The 19,317-nt window shown below is 44.4% G+C and carries 24 protein-coding genes; 5 read left to right on the forward strand and 19 right to left on the reverse strand.

Features of this window, described 5'->3' with window-relative positions; all coding sequences use genetic code 11:
- Nucleotides 1-24: 24 nt before the first annotated feature.
- On the reverse strand, nucleotides 25-1,374 hold the full coding sequence (mpl, locus tag OZ660_RS00930) for a UDP-N-acetylmuramate:L-alanyl-gamma-D-glutamyl-meso-diaminopimelate ligase (protein ID WP_274742255.1): 1,350 nt from the start codon (nucleotides 1,372-1,374) through the stop codon (nucleotides 25-27).
- A gap of 312 nt (nucleotides 1,375-1,686) precedes the next feature.
- Between mpl and OZ660_RS00935 the strand changes: the two genes are divergently transcribed.
- The 3 genes from OZ660_RS00935 (at nucleotide 1,687) to OZ660_RS00945 (ending at nucleotide 3,903) form a co-directional block, all read left to right on the forward strand.
- Nucleotides 1,687-2,661 carry a class 1 fructose-bisphosphatase gene (locus OZ660_RS00935; protein WP_274742256.1) on the forward strand — a complete coding sequence of 325 codons (975 nt, stop codon included), beginning with the start codon at nucleotides 1,687-1,689 and terminating at the stop codon, nucleotides 2,659-2,661.
- A 135-nt stretch (nucleotides 2,662-2,796) separates the two neighbouring features.
- Nucleotides 2,797-3,327: an inorganic diphosphatase gene (gene ppa / locus OZ660_RS00940; RefSeq protein WP_202263191.1), complete on the forward strand. Its 531-nt coding sequence runs from the start codon at nucleotides 2,797-2,799 to the stop codon at nucleotides 3,325-3,327.
- 90 nt (nucleotides 3,328-3,417) lie between these two features.
- Nucleotides 3,418-3,903: a DUF3299 domain-containing protein gene (locus OZ660_RS00945; RefSeq protein WP_202263192.1), complete on the forward strand. Its 486-nt coding sequence runs from the start codon at nucleotides 3,418-3,420 to the stop codon at nucleotides 3,901-3,903.
- 40 nt (nucleotides 3,904-3,943) lie between these two features.
- On the opposite strand, the gene OZ660_RS00950 is transcribed toward OZ660_RS00945, so the two are convergent.
- Nucleotides 3,944-5,248, reverse strand: a complete 1,305-nt coding sequence (locus OZ660_RS00950; protein WP_274742257.1) for an aminotransferase class I/II-fold pyridoxal phosphate-dependent enzyme — start codon at nucleotides 5,246-5,248, stop codon at nucleotides 3,944-3,946.
- Nucleotides 5,249-5,351: 103 nt separating this feature from the next.
- On the opposite strand from OZ660_RS00950, the gene OZ660_RS00955 reads away from it, so the two are divergent.
- Together OZ660_RS00955 and OZ660_RS00960 are read left to right on the forward strand one after the other, a co-directional pair.
- Nucleotides 5,352-6,266: a dihydrodipicolinate synthase family protein gene (locus OZ660_RS00955; protein WP_274742258.1), complete on the forward strand. Its 915-nt coding sequence runs from the start codon at nucleotides 5,352-5,354 to the stop codon at nucleotides 6,264-6,266.
- A complete protein-coding gene (locus OZ660_RS00960) occupies nucleotides 6,263-7,477 on the forward strand; it encodes an MFS transporter (protein WP_274742259.1) in 1,215 nt (404 codons plus the stop codon). Before OZ660_RS00955 ends, OZ660_RS00960 begins: the two co-directional genes overlap by 4 nt.
- A gap of 54 nt (nucleotides 7,478-7,531) precedes the next feature.
- Here the strand turns inward: OZ660_RS00960 and OZ660_RS00965 are convergent, their stop codons facing one another.
- The 17 genes from OZ660_RS00965 to OZ660_RS01045 all read right to left on the reverse strand — a co-directional run bounded on the left by OZ660_RS00965 (nucleotide 7,532) and on the right by OZ660_RS01045 (nucleotide 19,317).
- The gene (locus tag OZ660_RS00965) at nucleotides 7,532-8,230 is read right to left on the reverse strand and encodes a 2OG-Fe(II) oxygenase family protein (protein WP_159627231.1); all 699 of its coding nucleotides are present in this window, start codon (nucleotides 8,228-8,230) and stop codon (nucleotides 7,532-7,534) included.
- Between the two features lie 34 nt (nucleotides 8,231-8,264).
- A complete protein-coding gene (locus tag OZ660_RS00970; RefSeq protein ID WP_202263197.1) occupies nucleotides 8,265-8,681 on the reverse strand; it encodes an acyl-CoA thioesterase in 417 nt (138 codons plus the stop codon).
- 166 nt (nucleotides 8,682-8,847) lie between these two features.
- Nucleotides 8,848-9,675, reverse strand: a complete 828-nt coding sequence (locus OZ660_RS00975; RefSeq protein ID WP_274742260.1) for an SDR family NAD(P)-dependent oxidoreductase — start codon at nucleotides 9,673-9,675, stop codon at nucleotides 8,848-8,850.
- A 21-nt stretch (nucleotides 9,676-9,696) separates the two neighbouring features.
- A complete protein-coding gene (locus OZ660_RS00980; protein ID WP_274742261.1) occupies nucleotides 9,697-10,923 on the reverse strand; it encodes an ABC transporter permease in 1,227 nt (408 codons plus the stop codon).
- Nucleotides 10,910-11,590 (reverse strand): ABC transporter ATP-binding protein, encoded by a 681-nt coding sequence (locus OZ660_RS00985; protein ID WP_274742262.1) that lies wholly within the window; start codon nucleotides 11,588-11,590, stop codon nucleotides 10,910-10,912. The genes OZ660_RS00980 and OZ660_RS00985 overlap by 14 nt, the downstream gene beginning before the upstream one ends.
- A complete protein-coding gene (locus OZ660_RS00990) occupies nucleotides 11,590-12,732 on the reverse strand; it encodes an efflux RND transporter periplasmic adaptor subunit (RefSeq protein WP_274742263.1) in 1,143 nt (380 codons plus the stop codon). The genes OZ660_RS00985 and OZ660_RS00990 overlap by 1 nt, the downstream gene beginning before the upstream one ends.
- A 2-nt stretch (nucleotides 12,733-12,734) precedes the next feature.
- Entirely contained in the window at nucleotides 12,735-13,403 is a 669-nt protein-coding gene (locus tag OZ660_RS00995) for a hypothetical protein (RefSeq protein WP_226432574.1), read from the reverse strand.
- Between the two features lie 13 nt (nucleotides 13,404-13,416).
- Nucleotides 13,417-14,544 carry an ABC transporter permease gene (locus OZ660_RS01000; RefSeq protein ID WP_202263203.1) on the reverse strand — a complete coding sequence of 376 codons (1,128 nt, stop codon included), beginning with the start codon at nucleotides 14,542-14,544 and terminating at the stop codon, nucleotides 13,417-13,419.
- A complete protein-coding gene (locus OZ660_RS01005; protein ID WP_274742264.1) occupies nucleotides 14,544-15,248 on the reverse strand; it encodes an ABC transporter ATP-binding protein in 705 nt (234 codons plus the stop codon). The genes OZ660_RS01000 and OZ660_RS01005 overlap by 1 nt, the downstream gene beginning before the upstream one ends.
- Entirely contained in the window at nucleotides 15,242-16,147 is a 906-nt protein-coding gene (locus OZ660_RS01010; protein ID WP_274742265.1) for a hypothetical protein, read from the reverse strand. The genes OZ660_RS01005 and OZ660_RS01010 overlap by 7 nt, the downstream gene beginning before the upstream one ends.
- Nucleotides 16,148-16,161: 14 nt before the next feature.
- Entirely contained in the window at nucleotides 16,162-17,082 is a 921-nt protein-coding gene (locus tag OZ660_RS01015) for a HEAT repeat domain-containing protein (RefSeq protein WP_274742266.1), read from the reverse strand.
- Between the two features lie 284 nt (nucleotides 17,083-17,366).
- Nucleotides 17,367-17,492, reverse strand: a complete 126-nt coding sequence (locus tag OZ660_RS01020) for a hypothetical protein (protein ID WP_269752172.1) — start codon at nucleotides 17,490-17,492, stop codon at nucleotides 17,367-17,369.
- 42 nt (nucleotides 17,493-17,534) lie between these two features.
- Nucleotides 17,535-17,660, reverse strand: a complete 126-nt coding sequence (locus tag OZ660_RS01025) for a hypothetical protein (RefSeq protein ID WP_264180793.1) — start codon at nucleotides 17,658-17,660, stop codon at nucleotides 17,535-17,537.
- 36 nt (nucleotides 17,661-17,696) lie between these two features.
- Complete coding sequence (locus OZ660_RS01030) at nucleotides 17,697-17,822, reverse strand: hypothetical protein (RefSeq protein WP_264180794.1); 126 nt, start codon at nucleotides 17,820-17,822, stop codon at nucleotides 17,697-17,699.
- Nucleotides 17,823-17,858: 36 nt separating this feature from the next.
- Nucleotides 17,859-17,981 (reverse strand): hypothetical protein, encoded by a 123-nt coding sequence (locus tag OZ660_RS01035; RefSeq protein WP_264180795.1) that lies wholly within the window; start codon nucleotides 17,979-17,981, stop codon nucleotides 17,859-17,861.
- 527 nt (nucleotides 17,982-18,508) lie between these two features.
- The gene (locus tag OZ660_RS01040; protein WP_274742267.1) at nucleotides 18,509-19,093 is read right to left on the reverse strand and encodes a hypothetical protein; all 585 of its coding nucleotides are present in this window, start codon (nucleotides 19,091-19,093) and stop codon (nucleotides 18,509-18,511) included.
- 38 nt (nucleotides 19,094-19,131) lie between these two features.
- Nucleotides 19,132-19,317 carry a hypothetical protein gene (locus tag OZ660_RS01045; RefSeq protein WP_274742268.1) on the reverse strand — a complete coding sequence of 62 codons (186 nt, stop codon included), beginning with the start codon at nucleotides 19,315-19,317 and terminating at the stop codon, nucleotides 19,132-19,134.

Genomic DNA, 19,317 nt, shown 5'->3' on the forward strand with positions numbered 1-19,317 from the left:
AGGTTCTCTTAAGTTATAGCCTATTTAGCAATCCTTTAGTGCAGACAAGATACGTCCGTGGATCCCTTCAAACCCGCCGTTACTCATCACTAAAATGTGATCGCCGGGTTTTGCTGTGTCTTTTAACGCTTGCACAATATGTTCAACGTTTTTGTAGCAATGAACAGGGGCACTGCTATGCGCTGCAGCATCAACGAGTGACCAATCCATTCCACTAGGCTCGAATAAGAAAACGTCGTCTGCTTTTTGCCACGAATTAGCCAGTGTGTTTTTGTGAACACCCATTTTCATTGTATTAGAACGAGGTTCTAATACGGCTAAAATGCGCGCATTGCCCACTTTCTTGCGCAAACCGTCTAGGGTGGTTTCGATAGCGGTGGGATGGTGTGCAAAGTCGTCATACACCGTAATTCCGCTAACGGTGCCCTTGACCTCCATGCGACGCTTCACGTTTTTAAACGTCGATAACGCTTCAATGGCATCAGGTAAGGTCACGCCTGCGTGATGACTACTTGCAATTGCCATTAGCGCGTTGTCGACGTTGTGTTTGCCCATCAACGCCCACTCGATTGTACCTACCTTGTTGCCATTGTGGAGCACATGAAACGCACTGCCATCTTTATTGATAAGTTCACTGTCCCAGGTTTTGCCCAACGATTGGCGTGAGGACCAACAACCGCGCGAGAGCATATCTTCGATAGCTGGAGTATTATTGGGGGTAAGAATCAAGCCATTTTCAGGCACCATGCGCACCAAGTGATGGAACTGGGTTTGTATGGCAGCTAAATCGGCAAAGATATCCGCGTGATCAAACTCTAAGTTGTTTATAACTAACGTTTTTGGACGGTAATGCACAAACTTTGAACGCTTGTCGAAAAAGGCGCTGTCGTATTCATCAGCTTCTATTACAAAAAAGGGGCCTTCTCCAACGCGGGCTGATACGCCAAAATTCTCTGGCACGCCGCCAATCAGGTAGCCGGGTATTAATCCTGCAAACTCTAATATCCATGCCACCATGCTGCTGGTAGTGGTTTTTCCGTGTGTGCCTGAGACACCAATTACCCAGCGATCTTTAAGCAAGTTATCAAGCAACCACTGTGGACCACTGGTGTAGGGCAAGTTACGATTTAACACGTATTCAACGGCCGCGTTGCCTCTAGACATCGCATTACCAATAACGACCATGTCAGGTGCTGGTTCAAACTGGCCAACATCGTAGCCTTGGGTTAATTCAATGCCCAACGCCTCTAGTTGGGTACTCATTGGCGGATACACGTTGTCATCAGAGCCGGTAACTTTGTGGCCTAGTGACTTTGCAATGGCGGCAATGCCACCCATAAAACTTCCACAAATGCCTAAAATATGTACATGCATAGTGCATTCTCAACGAATTGTCATGTGATATGGCTACTGTATCAGAACCTTATTAGTGAGGGATAATGCAATTTAGTAAACGCTGCATTGTTTGCCCGGTAAGGTATAGAAAGCATTGTCATACTGGTATGGTGTGTGAATGCATCACCATTAGCGTGTTTCACTTCACGTCGAACGCGGTTACAATCTATACACAGGCAATGCGCTTAACAAACGCAGTGTTCTGTATATGTCAGAAGCGATAAGCCGGTAAGGAAAGCTGTGCACCTTTTGACATAAAAACCCTACATACGAAAAAAAGGCTTACATTTAATGAAACGTTTAAACTCCCAATTGCAACAAGACGGTGCGCCGCTTGAGCTTATTTTGCTCATTCGTACACTGCTAGCGGGTTGTAAAGAAATATCTTTCCGCGTGAGTCAAGGCGCATTAGCAGGCGTTCTGGGTTCGACTCTTTCTGAGAACGTACAGGGCGAAACGCAAAAAAAGCTCGACGTTATTTCAAATCACATCCTAAAAGATACGCTAAGAGAGTCTGGCTACGTAAAAGCAATTTCGTCTGAAGAAGAAGACGATGTTGTTCCGTGTAACCCAGAAGGAAAGTATCTTGTAAGCTTTGACCCATTAGATGGTTCGTCAAACACAGAGATCAACAGTTTAATTGGTACCATTTTCTCCATCACACACGCGCCTCAATGGATGGAGCCTGACGATCCGTCAGCCTTTTTGCAGCCGGGAACGCAAATGGTGGCAGCAGGTTACGTTTTGTATGGTCCTTCGACAATGCTAGCGTTAACGACAGGTCGTGGAACGCATATTTACACGCTAGATAAAACCCACGGTGGTTTCTTGCTTACTCATCCAAATATTCAAGTGCCAGAGCAAACGAGTGAGTTTTCTATTAATGCGTCTAATCAGCGTCATTGGGAGCCATCAATGCAAGCTTACATCGCTGATTTGCTTGCAGGTAAAGAAGGCCCGCGCGGCAAAAATTTCAACATGCGCTGGGTTGCGGCTATGGTGGGTGATATTCACCGTTTATTGTGTCGCGGTGGTATCTTTATGTACCCTTATGACAACCGTGACCCGTCCAAGCCGGGTAAACTGCGCTTATTGTATGAAGCAAACCCAATGGCATTTCTGATGGAACAAGCTGGTGGTAAAGCAGAAACCGGAACCGGACGAATTCTTGAAGTAATGCCAGAGGAAATTCACCAACGAGTGCCTTGTATTATCGGCTCAAAAGACGAAGTTGATATGTGCGTTAGTTATCGAGAAAAGCACTAAATAGCATCTATAGCGGCAAAATTTAGCGAAATTTAAAGAGATTACTACGACAACAGTCGTAAACCGTTTTTATTTTGCCGCACTCACCGTATACTTAGCCCCAAATTTCTAATTTATCATTGAAAGGATCAAAGAATGAGCTTGAGTGCTATTCCTGCTGGTAAGAATGTGCCAGACGAAGTAAATGTAATCATCGAAATTCCAGCGCACGCTGACCCGGTGAAGTACGAAGTAGACAAAGATACTGGTGCATTATTTGTAGACCGTTTCATGGCTACTTGCATGCACTACCCAACGAACTACGGTTACGTAAACAACACCTTGTCTGAAGATGGCGACCCAGTAGACGTACTAGTAATGACACCTTTCCCTCTACTTGCGGGTTCTGTTATCAAGTGTCGTCCAGTTGGCGTACTTAACATGACTGATGAGTCAGGCAAAGATGCAAAGGTTCTTGCTGTTCCAGTAGACAAGCTTTCTACTATTTACCGTGATGTTAAAGAAATTGAAGACTGCCCACCGCTTCTACTTAAGCAGATTGAGCACTTCTTCGAGCATTACAAAGATCTTGAGCCTGGTAAGTGGGTTAAAATTGACGGTTGGGCGAACGCTGCAGCTGCAAAAGAAGAAATTACCGCAAGCATCGCGCGTTTCGAAGCAGAATAATTCACGCTTCATCGAATTGATGTTAAAAAGGGCTGGTGATAAACCAGCCCTTTTTGTTGGAGCTGGTGAAATAAAGATGTAGAGAGTTATATGCAACAAATAAAGCAATCACTATTCATCCTGTTTGCAGTCTTTATTGCTCTGCCTTCGTGGAATGCTAACGCAGCATCACAAGCAGTAGAAGTGTATTGGGAAGACTTGGTGCCAGAAGGTTTTAATGAGCTTGCTCCACCTGCTGTGCAACATAACGGTGAAATGAGTCAGCTACAACCCGACGCGCCAGTAGTCGACACCTACGATGGCAAACGCGTAAAAATTCCTGGGTTTGTTGTACCGCTTGAAGGAACCGGGGAGCTCACTACCGAGTTCTTATTGGTGCCGTACTTTGGTGCGTGTATCCATGTGCCGCCTCCGCCTTCTAATCAAATTGTGTACGTGAAGTTTGAAGAGGGCGTGCATATCGATAATATCTACGATGCAATTTGGGTGACTGGCGAGCTTTCTACCGACGGCTGGAAAGGTGATATCGCTTCAGTCGGCTATCGTCTTAAAGGTGAAGCAGTAGAAGGGTTCTAAAAAGAACCCTTTTTCTTATCAGCCTATATGGAAAAGGCGTTTATCTATCATTCAAAACAGCAGCGAAATCGCTTGCAAATTGTGATGCCATCTTAGGTTCTATCTTTTGTATACTGACTCTAATCGCGTGCGAGACTTCATCAACATCAAATGAGCTGCCCGGTCTCACTAACCAGCCTTTTTGCGATAGCGCAAAGGCGACGGTTTTACTGTCGGTATTAACAGGGAGCCACACATTTAATCCATCAATGGCGTGCGTGAATGCAACACCTTCTTTGTTCAGCGCCTTTATGAGCGTATCTCGCTGATGCTTACATTGTTCCTTTGCATCAGTTAATTGCTTTTGAAAGGTATCATTGGTCAAGCACGTATAAACCAGCGCTTGAAGCACGCGGCTTACCCAAGACATGCCCGGAGCAAGACGCGTATTTATGCGCTTAATTGATTCTGTATCAGCCGCCACAAATGCCATCCGAAGATCGGGGCCTAACCCCTTTGATACCGAGCGAAATATCGCCCAGTTGCGAGTAGATTCAGGAATAACACTGTGATGTACTGTGGTGGCTAACAGTGAAAAATGGTCGTCTTCTAGCACGACTACGTCTGGGTAACGACGCAGAACATCTTGTAACTGCTTAGCACGCTCTGCAGTGATAGAAACCCCAGTAGGATTATGCGCACGTGGCGTAATCAATACCGCTTTAGCTCCTTTTTCAAGTGCACTTTCTAATGCGTCTGGCCGCATGCCCTTTGCATCGACAGCAGCGCCTATTACCTGCATGCCAGACAGTCTAATGGCATTGGCTGAACTGATATAACAGGGGTCTTCTACAACAAACTTGTCACCTGGAATAAGGTAGGCCGCTATCATGCGCTCAAGAGTATCAATGGCGCCGTTACAAAGCGTTAGTGCGAAGTCATCAGGACAGGCATTGCGAAACCATGCTTTACCATAGGCGCTAACACTAGGAAGAATAGTATCCTCACCATAAAGATATTGGTTAAGAGGTGTAAGCGAAGCAACTTTATTGAGGTCGGGAAGCCAGCTTTTGCACGGGCTTCCATCAGCTAAATCAAAAAGGGATGTTTGGGTGCTACCTTCTTGCTCACCAGCACTAATGTCTTCGCAAATACGCGTGCCTAATCGCCCTTGCGTAAGAGCAATACCAGCTTGGGATAGTTTCTTGTAGGCAGATGAAACGGTATTTCTATTTACACCCAACTGCTGTGCTAGCTCTCTGACAGGGGGAAGTACATCGCCAGAAACGAGGGCTCCCTCTTTTGTGAGTTGGCGCACAGACTCAAAAATAGTGTGTGCAGAATCACCTGTAATCTTGACTTTCATTTTTGTCCTATGCCAATATGATTTTTGTCATGGGTGAACATGTGGTGCTCTTTATCCCATTTCGCGGGGCATTTTTCCATATTTTAAACAAAGCGAGGCGCAAATGTTTACCGGTTTATCTGCATTTCCAATTACACCTTTCACTAATGAAGAAATTGACTATAAGGCATTTGAGCGCCTAATAGATAATTTAGTGGATGCCCGCGTCGACTCTATTTGCGCGATGGGTTCAACGGGGTTGTATCCGTATTTGTCTAAAGCCCAGCTAGAGCAGGTTGCCAAAACGGCCGTTGCTAGCGCAAAAGGTACGCCCGTTATGGCAGGAATAGGGTCGCTGCGTACCCGTGATGTTCTTGAAAATCTTGAGGCCGTGCAACATGGTGGTGTTGACGCTGTTCTACTGGCCCCCGTGTCATATCAACCACTCAATGAAGAAGAAGTGTTTGGGTTGTATCAGAGTGTGAGCCAAGCTACGTCGGTGCCTATATGTGTATATGAAAATCCCCGTGTGACCAATTTTACGTTTAGCGATAGCTTGTACCAGCGAATAACGCAACTTCCCCATATAGGGGCGATAAAGATACCCGGTATGCCATTTTCTCCTGAAAATGCTCAAGCAAATGGTCAAAAAGGTGCTGAGCGTTTAGCGACACTTAGAGCCCTAGTGCCACAGCACGTTGCTATCGGCGTAAGTGGTGATAGCTTTGGCGCTGCGGGCATGGCACAAGGCTGTGACTTATGGCTTTCCGTTTTAGGTGGTATTTTCCCGAAAACCGTGCAGCACATAATTGCGCTAACTCAATCCGACAATGCGAATGAAGCTACAGCATATTCTGCATCGCTCAATCGCCTTTGGGCGCTATTTGCCCGTAATGGGGGAGGGCTGCGTGTCGTAGCCGCAGCAGCGGCTATTTTAGGCTTTAGCGACCGCGTGAATCTACCAGCACCGTTTTTGCCAATAGATGATGACGACTTTTTAACGCTTGAAGGTTTAATTGAAACACTGGCGCTTGCATGAGTACCCGTCAAACTAACTTGCTACGATATCTACTAGCAGCTATTCCTGCGCGTGTTGTGACTGGAGGGGCTGCGGTTGCAACCATACTACTAGCCCGCTCAGCAGAAATGGATGGTAAAACGGCAGGGCTATTGGTGGCATGCTTAACTGCACCGCATGTTTTAGGTCCTTTATATGGAAGATGGCTGGACAGCGCGACAGATCCAAGGCGAATTATTGCTGGTGCATGTTGCTTATTTGCCATCAGTTTTCAAGTTGCTGTTTCAGGCTTTGAAGCCAACAGTTTAATCCCTACTATCGTCGCGTTACTTATATGTGGTACCTGTAGTGCTTTCATGATGGGGGGATTAAGTACTCAAGTGGTTAAATTAGTTGGCGATGATCTTGGCGAAAAACGCAAAGCGCAAAGCTGGGATACCTTTACCTATGGACTGGGACTTACCCTTGGCCCCTTTGTAACAGCGCTATTTACTGAACTTTACGCCATACCCATAAGCGTGCGTATTGTGATGAGCGTGGCGCTTTTTGCAGGCGTGCTTACATTGTTTATTCCCATAAAGCGAAGCCATGATAAAAGTGTGGCGATTCAGGCTCAAAGTATCGCTTCAGTCATTGCCATGCTACGTCAATCTGGGCCGCTTAAGCGTACGCTTTTAATGACCTCAGGTGCCTCGTTTAGTCTTGCCGCATTACCTGTGCTTGCTGTTTATCTTAGTGAAAGCTGGATGCAGGGAGCAGAAAATGGGGCGTACTTAGTAACGGCGTATGGTGTGGGTTGTTTATGCGGCGCACTCATCCTGATGTTAAGGCCATTGCGTAGCGAAGCGTTACTGCTGTTGCGTAATGTAGGAGCCATATTGCTTGTTGCTTTAATGCTTACTGCGCTTTGTGTGTCGTTTACCGCTGGGCTTATCGCCTATTGGTGGTGTGGTGTCGTTAATGCCATCTTCTTTGCGGTAACATTGGCCGCACGTAGTGACTATGCGCCAAAGCAGGGGGCCGCGCAAATATACATGTGGGTGGCGGCAGCAAAAATCAGCTTCGCATCACTAGGTGCATTTACTGCGGGGTTATTAGTCGATATTGCGCTTAAACTACCGTTAATCACTTCAATGGGTACTCTTGCGCTGTCTTTGCTACTTTGCTTTGCACTGCCTCGCCAGAATTCAAGCGTTTGCAAACCAAAGGGTGTGCATTCATCAGAGAACTAGACGGCGCAGATATACTCTTCATACACCGTCATCTACGTTTAAAGTATGGCGCCATCAACTCGGCGTATAAATGCGCTCCGCACGATTAAATAAAAGCCAAGACGTAATAATATACTTGTCGTTGCTCTTAGGTATTTGACCGCGGTGCGTGTGAGTAAAGTACGCAGGCGCTATCACCATACGTCCGGCTTTAGGTTTTACAGCTCGGTTCTGATAATAGAATTCGGTTTCACCGCCATCTTCCACATCATTGAGGTAGTACATAAATAGCAAAACACGATGTAGTGCATCATTGTGCTGCAATTGTGGATATACCTCAGAATGCCAGTATGGATAGCCGCCGCTACCTGCTGTATAGCGCTGCGCGTTGATGTCGCCCACGCGATATAGATAATTGACCAAGTTAGCTAAATTAGGTTTGCCAACCTCTTCAAAATTTTCACCGGTAACTTTTACTGGCTCGCCAGTTTTAGGGTGGCGCACTGTTAATCCAATGGGGCCGACCAAAGCATAGAAGTACTTTTCTATATAGGCTACAAGTTGTTTACCGGTATGCTGCATAACCTGCTGATAGAGATCTTGAAATTCACTATTGCGGCTAATCGACACGTCCATACTGCGCTTCTTATCCAAATCTACTCCGCCACCAGTGCGACCCTGCGTCACATTTGGGCTTTGCTCAAACCTGTCTATAAGCTGAGTGCAAAGTTCAGCGGGTAGGGCGTTATCTATAACTTCTATCAAATCGCTCATGTTGCCTAAGGCCTATTATTCTTAATATCGTTTACTACTTTGAAATGTCTTTAAAGTGGCTTTGAAGCGTAGACTTTATTTCATCTGGGATGGGCGCAGAACGCTGTGTTTTATAATCAAAATGCACCATGGTAGTGACACCCGTCGAGCACAGTTTGTCGTCTTGCCAAAGCTCTTGAAAAACGTCGAACGCACTGTTTCCCAGTCGGCTAATGAATGTTTTCACTGTTACCGGTTTGCCATAGAAAATCTGGGCAAGGAAGTCGACCTTGTAACTGGCTAAAATAAGAGGCCAATTCTTAAGATCAAGTTCTGGTGTAAACATTCGAAAAATTGGTTCTCTGGCTGCTTCAAACCAAGCAACAAGCGCTGTGTTGCTGACGTGTTGTAAGGCATCGGTTTCGCAAAAACGCACATCAAACGATGTGACTAACGGTGCTGTTGTTGTCATAACTAAGTGTAGGTTTTATGTTTTCTTTAGCGCCCACTTTAGCATTATGTTTTTGTGATTTCAGTGCTTAATCTATTGGTGTTGTTATTCTTATTGCGCCATAAGCGAAACGTGGTGATAGCGAGATAACACGCAAGCGGGTGTTTTATCTCGCTATCAATGAATGCTAGTTGGTGTGAAGTAAGTCCTCTGACTGTTGCCACAAAACTTGCATCTGTTGAGGGTCGAGAAAACGCTTATCGATAGCAACCTTCTTGCTTTTACTAATAAACTCGCCATTTACATCAGAGCTATCATCACGCAGTGCGATATCGATTATGTCGGTTACGCCTTTTTCAACTGGTTTTAGCGAGAACTTAAGCATAAAGCGCATAAAGCCTGAAATGGGTTCGTAGATGTTAGTGTCGATGGCCCCTGGGTTTACACTGGTTACCGTAACATTGTCATCTTTGAGTTTCTCTTTAAGCATTTTGGTGAGCTGAACTTGAGCAAGCTTGGAGCGATTGTACGCTAGTCCCCAATGGTATTTAGGCACCATCTCAAGATCATCCATACTGTAAGCGCGCATTTTGTAACACTCAGAGGAAACATTGATAACGCGCCCCTGTTTCGACACTCGCAGGTTATCTAACAACATCATAGTAAGTACAAAGTGGCTGAAATAGTTAACCATCATAGTTTTTTCATGGCCACTGGGTGTCATTTCTTTTGTCATGTGAAAGGCACCTGCGTTATTGACCAGAACATCAATTTGGTCATGCTTTTTACCGATGGCACGGGCAGCACGCTTTACCGAGTCAATATCTGCCAAGTCGGCTAAGTAGGCGTGTACACTTACATTATCTGCAACTGAGCTAAGCTGCGATAGTGTTGATTCGAGCTTGTCGGCATCGCGATAAAGTAGAATTAAGTCATGTCCAAGCTTACCCATCTCAATGGCGAGTTGTTGCCCAATGCCACTTGTTGCGCCGGTAATCAAAACTGTTTTTTTCATCACTTATACTCCATTAAATCTTTATTGTGTTAATGCCCGAGAGGGCGATAGGGTACAGGCCTTCGACGCAGGTATTAGGCTAACTAACACTCCGAGTAAAAAGCAGAATAGAACGACAATACAGCCCGTGGTAATAGGGAACTCGACGGTGTACTTGTCAGGTAAAAACATGCTCATCAAAAGCGCTAAAACATAGCCACAAAACATGCCGATGATGCCGCCAGCGGTCGTAAGTACACTGGACTCAAGAATAAAGAGTGAAGAGATAAACTTGCGACCGGCACCAAGGGCCATTAGCAGTCCTATCTCATTGGTTCTTTCTGTAATGCTAAGTAAAAAGATGTTGGTCATGCCGACTGAGGCCACTACCAACGATAGTGCGACAACGGCAATGAGTGTTACTGAGACTATCTTAATCACACTGTTGAATGTACTGAGCAGTTCATCGGTGGTTTCTACTTTGAAGTCATCGCGCTTTGCTGCTTCAATGTGATGAAGCTCCCTCAACATGCCCGAAATCTGTCTCTTGAGATTGTTGATTTGCGAAACATCTTTCGCATTCATTTGAATGAGTACATCTTGGTGATCGTCAGCGGGTAAAAACGCTTGGCTAGTTTGGTAAGGCATGATGATGATTTCATCTAAGTCCATGCCAAAAAGACTGCCTTTCTCTTGCATAACGCCAACAATGACAAACCATTCGTCATTCACTTTTATATATTCGCCTACGGGGTCCGTTAGCGATAAATCATCAACGACGGTTTGCCCAATAACCACTGAGCGACGGCGTAACGTATTGTCTGCATCGTTGATGAAACGGCCTTGGGCCACATAACGACTGCGCATTTGCATGTAGCTGTATGTTGTGCCCAAGGCGCTAGGTTGTAGTGTTCTTCCTGCGTACTGAACGCGAGCACCTGGTACCTGAATGATCGGTGTTATATTTTGTGTCTTGTCAGCGACGTTACGTTTTATGTATTCGTACTCACTGTGGCTGATGTGGGCTTTTTTACCTTTTAGTTGCTCGGTTAATGGCAAATAGGACGACACAGTTAACGTGTTGGAGCCCAGGTTTTCAAATTGCCAAACGAGAGATTTTGATAAGGTTGAAGAAAAGGTGAGACCTAAAATGAGCGCCATTACCCCAATAGCAACGCTCACGATGATAAGGCTGCTTTTTAGCGCATTTACGCGCAGACTTTCAAACACGTGAGTCATCACATCAATAGAAAAATTAATGTTTTTCATACACTTTCCTCACTAATTTACCGTGCGATAGTTCAAAGGCTTTATGGGCTTTTTGTGCAACGGCAGGATCGTGTGTCACCATAATGATGGTATGTCCGTCATTGTTCAGTTGCTGGAACAATTCGAGAATGCTGTCGGCTGTTTCTCTGTCTAGTGCGCCGGTGGGTTCGTCGGCCAAAATAAGGCCTGGTTTGCCAACAAGGGCTCTTGCGATGGCAACCCGCTGGCATTGGCCGCCAGAAAGCTGGCGAGGGTAGCAATCCGCCTTATCAGCAATATTGAGCCGTTCTAACATGGCAAGCGCCCGTGCTTTTCGCTCGCTTTCGCTGATTTTTCTTAACAGCAACGGCAACTCAACATTTTTTCTGATGGTGAGGTGCTTGATAAGGTGAAAGCTCTGAAAGACAAAGCCGATGTTACACATTCTAAAGTCGGTAAGTTGATTGCTATCAAGCGCACTAACTTCCATGTCGCCGAATTGATATGAACCTGAGTCGAATTTGTCGAAGCCGCCAAGGATATTCAGCAAGGTAGATTTACCTTCACCAGAACGCCCTAGTAGGCTTACAAACTCAGACTTTTCTACTCGTAATGACAGTTGGCGTAGCACGTCCACTTTGCCATTGTCACCACTGAACGACTTGTCAATGCTGTGTAACTCAATCATCACAAGATCCTTACCGACTCGCCGTCAGTGAGATTGAGCAGTACGTCCATTGGCCCCACTACTACTTTGTCACTCTCACTAAGCCCCGACACAATGCGCTGTAACTGAAAGTCAGACTCGCCTGCTTGAATTAACTGGCGACGTACTGCGTTGCCGTTGAGCACATACACAAATTTTGCATCGTTTTGCTCAACAACCGCTTTCATGGGAACAAGCGTGCCTTCCTTACTTGTCGCTAGCTTAATTTTTACTAAGCAGCTCATGTTTTGACGGAAATTCAGACCGGCTAGCGCATTTTGATTAAGCTCCACGCGCACTTTATTGCGTATCCCTTGAGAGCTCTTATCCACCGTGGGATAGATAAAGCTAATCTTTCCTTCAATGGGCGTGTCTGGGTAGGATGCGAGAAAGACGCTCGCTGACTGTCCTATGTGTACATTAGCGAGCGAACGCTCATCAATTTGTACATCAGCAAACACTGATGAGTTATCAGCCATTGATACCAAGAAGTTGAAATCTACATTCATCTGGTTGGGATAAACGTTTTCGCCTTCTACCGCGTTTAAGTCGATGATAAGACCGTCCATGGGGGCTTTAATGGTGAGATAGCGTCGCGAACCTTGTACTTCGTCTAGCTGTACTTGCTTGGCTGCTAACAGCGAAGATATATGTTTTACTTCCAGATTCGCATTGGTTAATGCTTGTTGGCTTTGTGCGAGCTTTTCTTTACCAATAAGACCTTTGGACATCAGTGTCTGATTGATTTGGTGTTGTCTTTCGGTGTCTTGTGCCTTACCTCGCGCGATAGAAAGCTCAATATCCAAGCTGTCATATTGCTTTTTCAGTAGGGCTTCTTGACTGTCTAGCGTGAAGCTATCGAGCTCTAGCAGCGTATCGCCTTTACTTACGCGCTCGCCAACCTCAACAAACACCTGGGTAACCGTAGAAACCACTTTAGAGTCTAGGTTGAGCTCTCTGTCATAAGACACTTTGCCAGTGGCAACCAAGTGCTCATCCAAGTCACCTTTAGTCACTTGCGCAACCTCGACGTACTTCTGCTTATCAGACTCTGCTGCAAGTTTCAGAAAGGGAGAGCTAATGCCTAACAGCACTAGTCCCCATACAAGTTTTGAGTTTTTCATCGTTACACCACCGCTAGAAATAAGATTGTGCCGACGATTGCAAGATAAGGTGCGCCATATACTGCTACGGCTTTACCCATTGGGTAATGCGTGCGTTTATGCAGCAAGTAAGCACACAAACCAACAAACAGCACTGAACTTAGCGATATGCCATTAGCGAGCGAAAACATGGGATGTGTCGGCGCTAAGTTGAAGATCAAGTTGTTAAGGGTAAGGAAGTCAACCTGATACAAACTCACTTTATTCTCAGGACTGAGTAGCACGTATAGCGCATACATACCGTGTAATAGTGCTGTGCCAAGAGAAGCAAGTGAGGCAATGTTAAATGACAGCGCAAACGGTACCTCTTTGTCGGCTGGCATCGCAAAACGGCTAAACAAGGTTACGTATGTCGACATTAACAGTGCGGTCAAGATTAGGCCTCCAAGTGCACCAAACATGGTTGATGTCTTTAGTAGGCCTGGTGTGATCATCGCTTTTAGCATGTCGCGTTCTTCAGGCGTAATGTCTGCGACAGCGGCCTTCGCGTTAAACATAGTTTGTGATAACCAAGTGCCGTCCACCGCGCTGAAATACCAACTCCAGAAGCCAAAGATGATAGCGGCTGCTAAAACAAGGGGGAGCCATTTAACCGATTTTTCGGTCGTGTAATTTGCAATAGAAAAGTTCATAACCGCCTCCTGACTAAACGATTTCTTTAAGGATTAATTTCTTGATATCGAACAAGGTGTTCATACAAATAGCGATGTTCACTAACGTGGCTACCAGTAGGTGCGCATAGTCGACTTCTAAGGCGAGTGCCATATTGACGCCGCTAAACACATTTAAAACAGGGATAAATGCCGTAAAGAAAAACATGTCATCGCCAAGGTGAATTTTTGAAAGCGCCATTAGTGCCATCATTAGCAAGACACCAAGTAACTTAGCTTCTTTCATGTTTTTGGCGATGCAACCCAGTAGATTGGTTAATGCCGAAATGAGAAAAATACTTGGAATGAGGTAACAAAATACGACGATGATATCGGTAGTATTGAGCATATCGAGGTATTGGAAGAAAGCTGACATCTTGTCGATATCACTTGCACTTGTGCTCGCTGCGCTGCCGTAAACGGTATCAACAGCAACACTTGATAGTAAGATCCCTACTATACCTAGCGCAGCCGTCAATGCTGCACAGAAAGAAGTGAACACTAACTTACCTGCAAATATTGACTGGATTTTATCTTTAAACTCGCTGTACAAACGAAATGAACCGCGCTCTTTTTCGCCTACAGTGATGTCCATACCGAAATTCAGTGCACCAACAAAGCTAAACACGATAATGAGCATGACAATAATATTAGCTAGGCTAGTACCAATGATATTGACAACACTGGTGTCGCTTTGCAGATCTTCGATTTGTAATGGCGGCGTAGGCGCGTAAGTACTACGTAGATAGAACTGCTCCATTTTTTGCTGCAATGGTTCAGCGGTTAACGCTGCATTGGCAAGTAATAACGTGCCCGAGCTCATATCTAGCATCGCGTCTAGATGACCATCGCGTAGGTTGTCTTGAATGGTCGTTCTGGCCTCAGGTCCAAAGCATTGCACTTGCCCTGCAATATCATTGGGAAGTTCGCTGCAATCGTTGTGAAGTACGGCAATAGCGCTGGGTTTATTTTCAACCCCCATACTTGTGCTGTAGGTAATCAGTGTCACCGCTGGTACAAACAAAAGGGGTATCAGGAACACAATGATAAGTGTGCGCGTGTCCTGCAAAAATTCGCGAAACTCTTTCGCGTATACTGAACGTACAATGGCAGAGTTAAACATTATGCAGCCTCCAGCGTTTTCATGTATGACGCTTCAAGGCTGTCTCCACTTGCCTCGAAATCGCTCATTGGTCTGTCGTAGATAAGACGACCTTGCTCTAGCATCAACACGCGATTTGCGATTTGTTGTACTTCAGACATGTTGTGAGTCGACACTATGATGATCTTGCCAAGCCCACTTAGGTTTTGAATGATCTCTATAAGCTTGTAGCTCGATTCAATGTCTAATCCCGCGGTAGGCTCGTCTAACATGATCACTTGAGGGTCAACAAGAAATGCTTTCGCTAAGCTCACCCGTTGTTTCATGCCCGTTGAAAGGTCGCCGACTTTTTTGTCCAAAAACGATGCAAGATTGAATCGTCGAGTTACATCATCAATGGTGCTTTCGATACTGCTACGCGCTATTTCGTACAAGTCGCAAAAGTAGTGAAGTGTCTCTAACACGGTTAGCTTTTGGTAAAGATTGTCAGCTGGCGTAAGTAGTTGAACTTGGCCATTAGGATTGCCGCTTATTTCAACGCTGCCTTCGCTTGGTTGGTAGATACCTGCCAACAATCGCATAAGCGTAGATTTTCCAGCCCCATTTCTGCCCAGTAGGGCAATGACGTCACCAGGGTTTGCGACTAAGTTGAGGTTCTTTACCCCCCATTGCTCTTGCTTGCGGTTCGCTTTAAAGCGTTTACCTAATTGTTTAGCGATTAACATAGTGATGTCTCCCTAACTTGAAGCTCACTAATCTGATGGCGTAATTGAGCGTTAAAGTAATCGTCCTTGCCGGTCAGATGACTTTCGATAAAATCAATTTTTTGTGACTGTGGCAGACGTGTCGCAAGTGACTTGACGATGGCAGACTTAGTGCGTAGACAGGTAGTACGCTGTCCTAAATCACTCAGCAACTGACGGGTATTGTCGTTACCCACTTTGGCAGCGATGTCGGCAAGTACAGGGCCACTGTTTCGATTAATTAGGCTGTGAATGCGCTTATTCTCAAGGTCAAAGCGATACTGGTTAATTCGCGGAAGATCTAGGCTATCTTCCATTAAGTTAATGCTAATCGAGAAAGATTCAGGCGGAATTTGATAGTGAATATCTTTCTTTCCGCGATAAAGCATGACTTTGCCTTGCTCTAATTGAGAGGTACGAATGTATCTCAGATCAACTTTTTCACCCGGCATGCCAATGACTTTGTCATGATCGTATTCATAATATTCACTTTTATAGCCAGGGCCGTAATAACCTACTGACAAGAAGTTAAAGTTATGGTCGTGCGGAAGGTAATAGAAAAATGACTCTGGTCCACTCTCTTTGTAAGACTTGTCTTGGGCACTTGGCCAAAAGCACGCTCTCATAAAGAATTTTTTACAGCGGCCGAGCATCAATACTTGTGCACCGTAATGATTGTCTTCCTGGAAATTAGCCAGCTTTACTAATTCTTCATTAATCTTGTCGGCAAGGAAGTCACGGTTATTACCCAGTGCTTTCATCATAGGGGCAGCATCTTTAAGTGATTGCTCATCACGCATATCAACGTGTTCTTCTGCGTACTCTATGAATTCTTCAAGGGAAATAACGTTTGTATTTTGTGGTCTTAATTCAATCGCCATGGTGGTAGTCCTTATTAATGTTGTTCGGCAAACATTTCACAGCAGCGCTTGGCCGTTGCTTGTACATCTGGGTGAGGGTCTGATGTGAGCTTGTGAATAAGTTGAACACCCGCGTTTTGATCTAACGTGTAAAGGTTCATCGCCGCGCTCCAGCGAACGAAATGGTCTGTATGCGTTCCCAATTTTTCGAGAACAGGGATTGAGGCTTTGTGATTAAGGTTGGCGACCATTTCTGCAAACATTTCTGCGCGTGAAGAGGCGATATTCGCTGCACTTACGCCAACGAGCTGAAGCGATGCAAGGTTGTATTCACCAATGACTTTAATAGGGCTTTTTGAATCAGATACTTCGTGATAAACCATGTCATCGTTCACTTCACGGAAATGAATAGCATTCATTCCTGCTTTTAGCTTAATGACATCGCCATCGTTCAATGTGATTGTTGATTTCAGCTTGATAGTTTGACTGGCATTTTGGCTATCTAACTCAGATGCTATTTCATAAATATCAAGAATGGTTCCCTTCGCTTTGGCAAAATAAAGCAAAGTATTGTGTGGGGTTATTTTTAATGAAAACTGTTCTTTTACTTTGTTTTCTCGGTGTACTGAAATACCGGCTTGATTAAATGAGAAGGTGGTAAGTCTGAAATACGGCGTATTTAAAATAGACCAACCTTTTACTCTGTCATTTCCGTGATAGAGCGGAAGTTGATAGTACTCCTCGCAATTAAACGCCCCGATTTCTTTGGCAATAACAAAGTCAAGAAAGTCTGAGGCAACAAGTGCTTCAAAGTCATTACTAAAGTCGAAGAACGAAAAGTGCTCGATATTCTCTAGCTTCGCCATCAAAGCGTTAAGTAAGGGATGCTGCTTATAGGTTTGGTGAACATTTAATTGAAGTTCACTAATGTCATGGACGGATTTTTCGGTGCTCATTTTATATCCTCGTAATATATAAACTGACCCAATGGGTAAATTCATTATGAGGACATGGCTATTTTATGTAACTGTCACATCTAACAGTATATAAATAGGGTAGGTTTGGCATAATTACCTACAGTAAATACCAATGATCAAACAAAGAAAGCGCTGAAATATCCAGATTTATACCAAGCTATCGCTACTCTTGGATGGTCCCCAAGTGTTGGTGCAATTCTCGATACTTCAGCGTACAGCCATATTTTTACGAGGTTTTTAGGCTAATACTATAACGCTAAGGTTTAGCGAAGGTAGATACCAACCGCAATACCGATAGCGATACCTACAGTTATAGCCACTGCTGTCTCATGTTCTGCTTGTGAGCCGTAAACAGATACTGGTTGATTTAGTGTTGGGATAGCTTTCATAAGTTTTTCCTTTTTTTGTTTGTTAATAAAAGTGAGTGTTAATTAGCGAAGGTAGATACCAACCGCGATACCAATAGCAATACCTACCGTTATTGCGACTGCTGTTTCATGTTCGGCTTGTGAACCGTAAACAGATACTGGTTGATTAAGCGCTGGGATAGTTTTCATGTGTATTTCCTCTTTTGATTAAAATGTTGTTTTTACTTAGCGAAGGTAGATACCAACCGCGATACCAATAGCGATACCGACAGTAATAGCCACCGCAGTTTCATGTTCAGCCTGTGAGCCGTAAACCGAAACCGGTTGATTTAGTGTTGGGATAGATTTCATGTGTTTCTCCTTAGTGTTGTTGGTGTTGCGTTTTGGTTATCGAAGGTAAATGCCTATAACAATGCCAATAGGTATCCCTACGCCAATAACTACCGTTTCATGTTCTTTGTGAGAACCGTACAGTGATACTGGTTGGCAAAGTGAAGGTAAATTTTTCATAATTCTTTCCTATCTAAATGACTTTTAGTTGGTTTCTTTACAATCAATTCTGGGTTTAGGCGTAAGTAAGCACCTTTGTTGTCACCTGAATGCCCAACATTACGCGTCCCAAAATTTCGCTTATATTTTTTTTCTTAAAAAGCTAACGACTAACAACAGCAATACAAAAAACGTTAATCTAATTAGCTGTTTAATATAGTGTTTTGTATCTAAAACGTTTGTGCGATAGCGATTAGCTCTGAAATAAACGTTCATCGGATAATGAGTCCAAGACCAATAAAGACACCGATTGGAATACTTAGCGTGGTATCAGCCTGGCAGTGCGCGCCATACAGTGAGACTGGTTGATTTAGCGAAGGTACATTTTTCATCGAATATCTCCTTGGTCATTAGCAATTTTCTGTTCTGCTTGTCTGCAGGAACAGTTGCTATTATTCGGAAATATTCGAATGACATAACTGACAGATCTGACAGGGGGGATCAGATCTGGTTACATGTTTTTTTCTAACAGTATGATTTTATTGGTTTTAAGTTTGCTTTTTTATAGTGTATTTTTTTTGAGCTGACTTGTTGTTTAGTGAAAGTGCAGCGGTTGTTTGTATTAAAAGCTTAGGATAGGACGTTTTATCTACGTCGCCGATGATCATAGCTAAGCTGCCTAGATATGTTTCTTTCTCAATCACTATTTCGAGTTTATCACCTGTGTTCAGTTCGCTTACATCACCATTGAGCACTTTAAAGTAAAGTTGGTTCGAGTCGATGTTCGGTATAACCACCCCTACAATATCGCCCTTTCGAATATAATCACCGGCAGATTTCTTAAAAGAGAAAGTCCCCGAAATAGGAGACGTGACTATATGCTTTTGCTGCGAGTTCTCTCTTGATAAGGTCATTAGGATCTCGTTTGCATCCACAGTTTGCCCGTTTTCAGCACTGATATTTACAATTACTGCATCGTCAGGTGAATATACTTCGGTTACTGTTGGTGCCGTCAAAGCAGCGGTAAGCGCGCGTGCCTTTTTTGTCGCTTCAAGCAATACAATACTGCTGAGTAATACGCATAGAATGAGCAGAAAATATTTCCAATCTCGCGCTGAAGATTGAATCTGCATTGCTGTCTTCTTTAGCTCACTCATCATCATCGTCCTATTCAATAATCGCAGGTTGAAATTGAGAAGTCGCCCTCTTCGAACGTACTGTCAGAGTAGTCATAGCTATCGTTACACGATGCAAATTCATCGTTTGACGCATCCACATCGTCGCTGCAATAGCGCTCTAGAATTCGCAATTCTTTCATTGAGATTCCCATTTCCTTAAACGCTTTATTTTTGTCCAT

The sequence above is a fragment of the Alteromonas sp. 009811495 genome, from assembly GCF_028865455.1.
Taxonomy (GTDB): domain Bacteria; phylum Pseudomonadota; class Gammaproteobacteria; order Enterobacterales; family Alteromonadaceae; genus Alteromonas.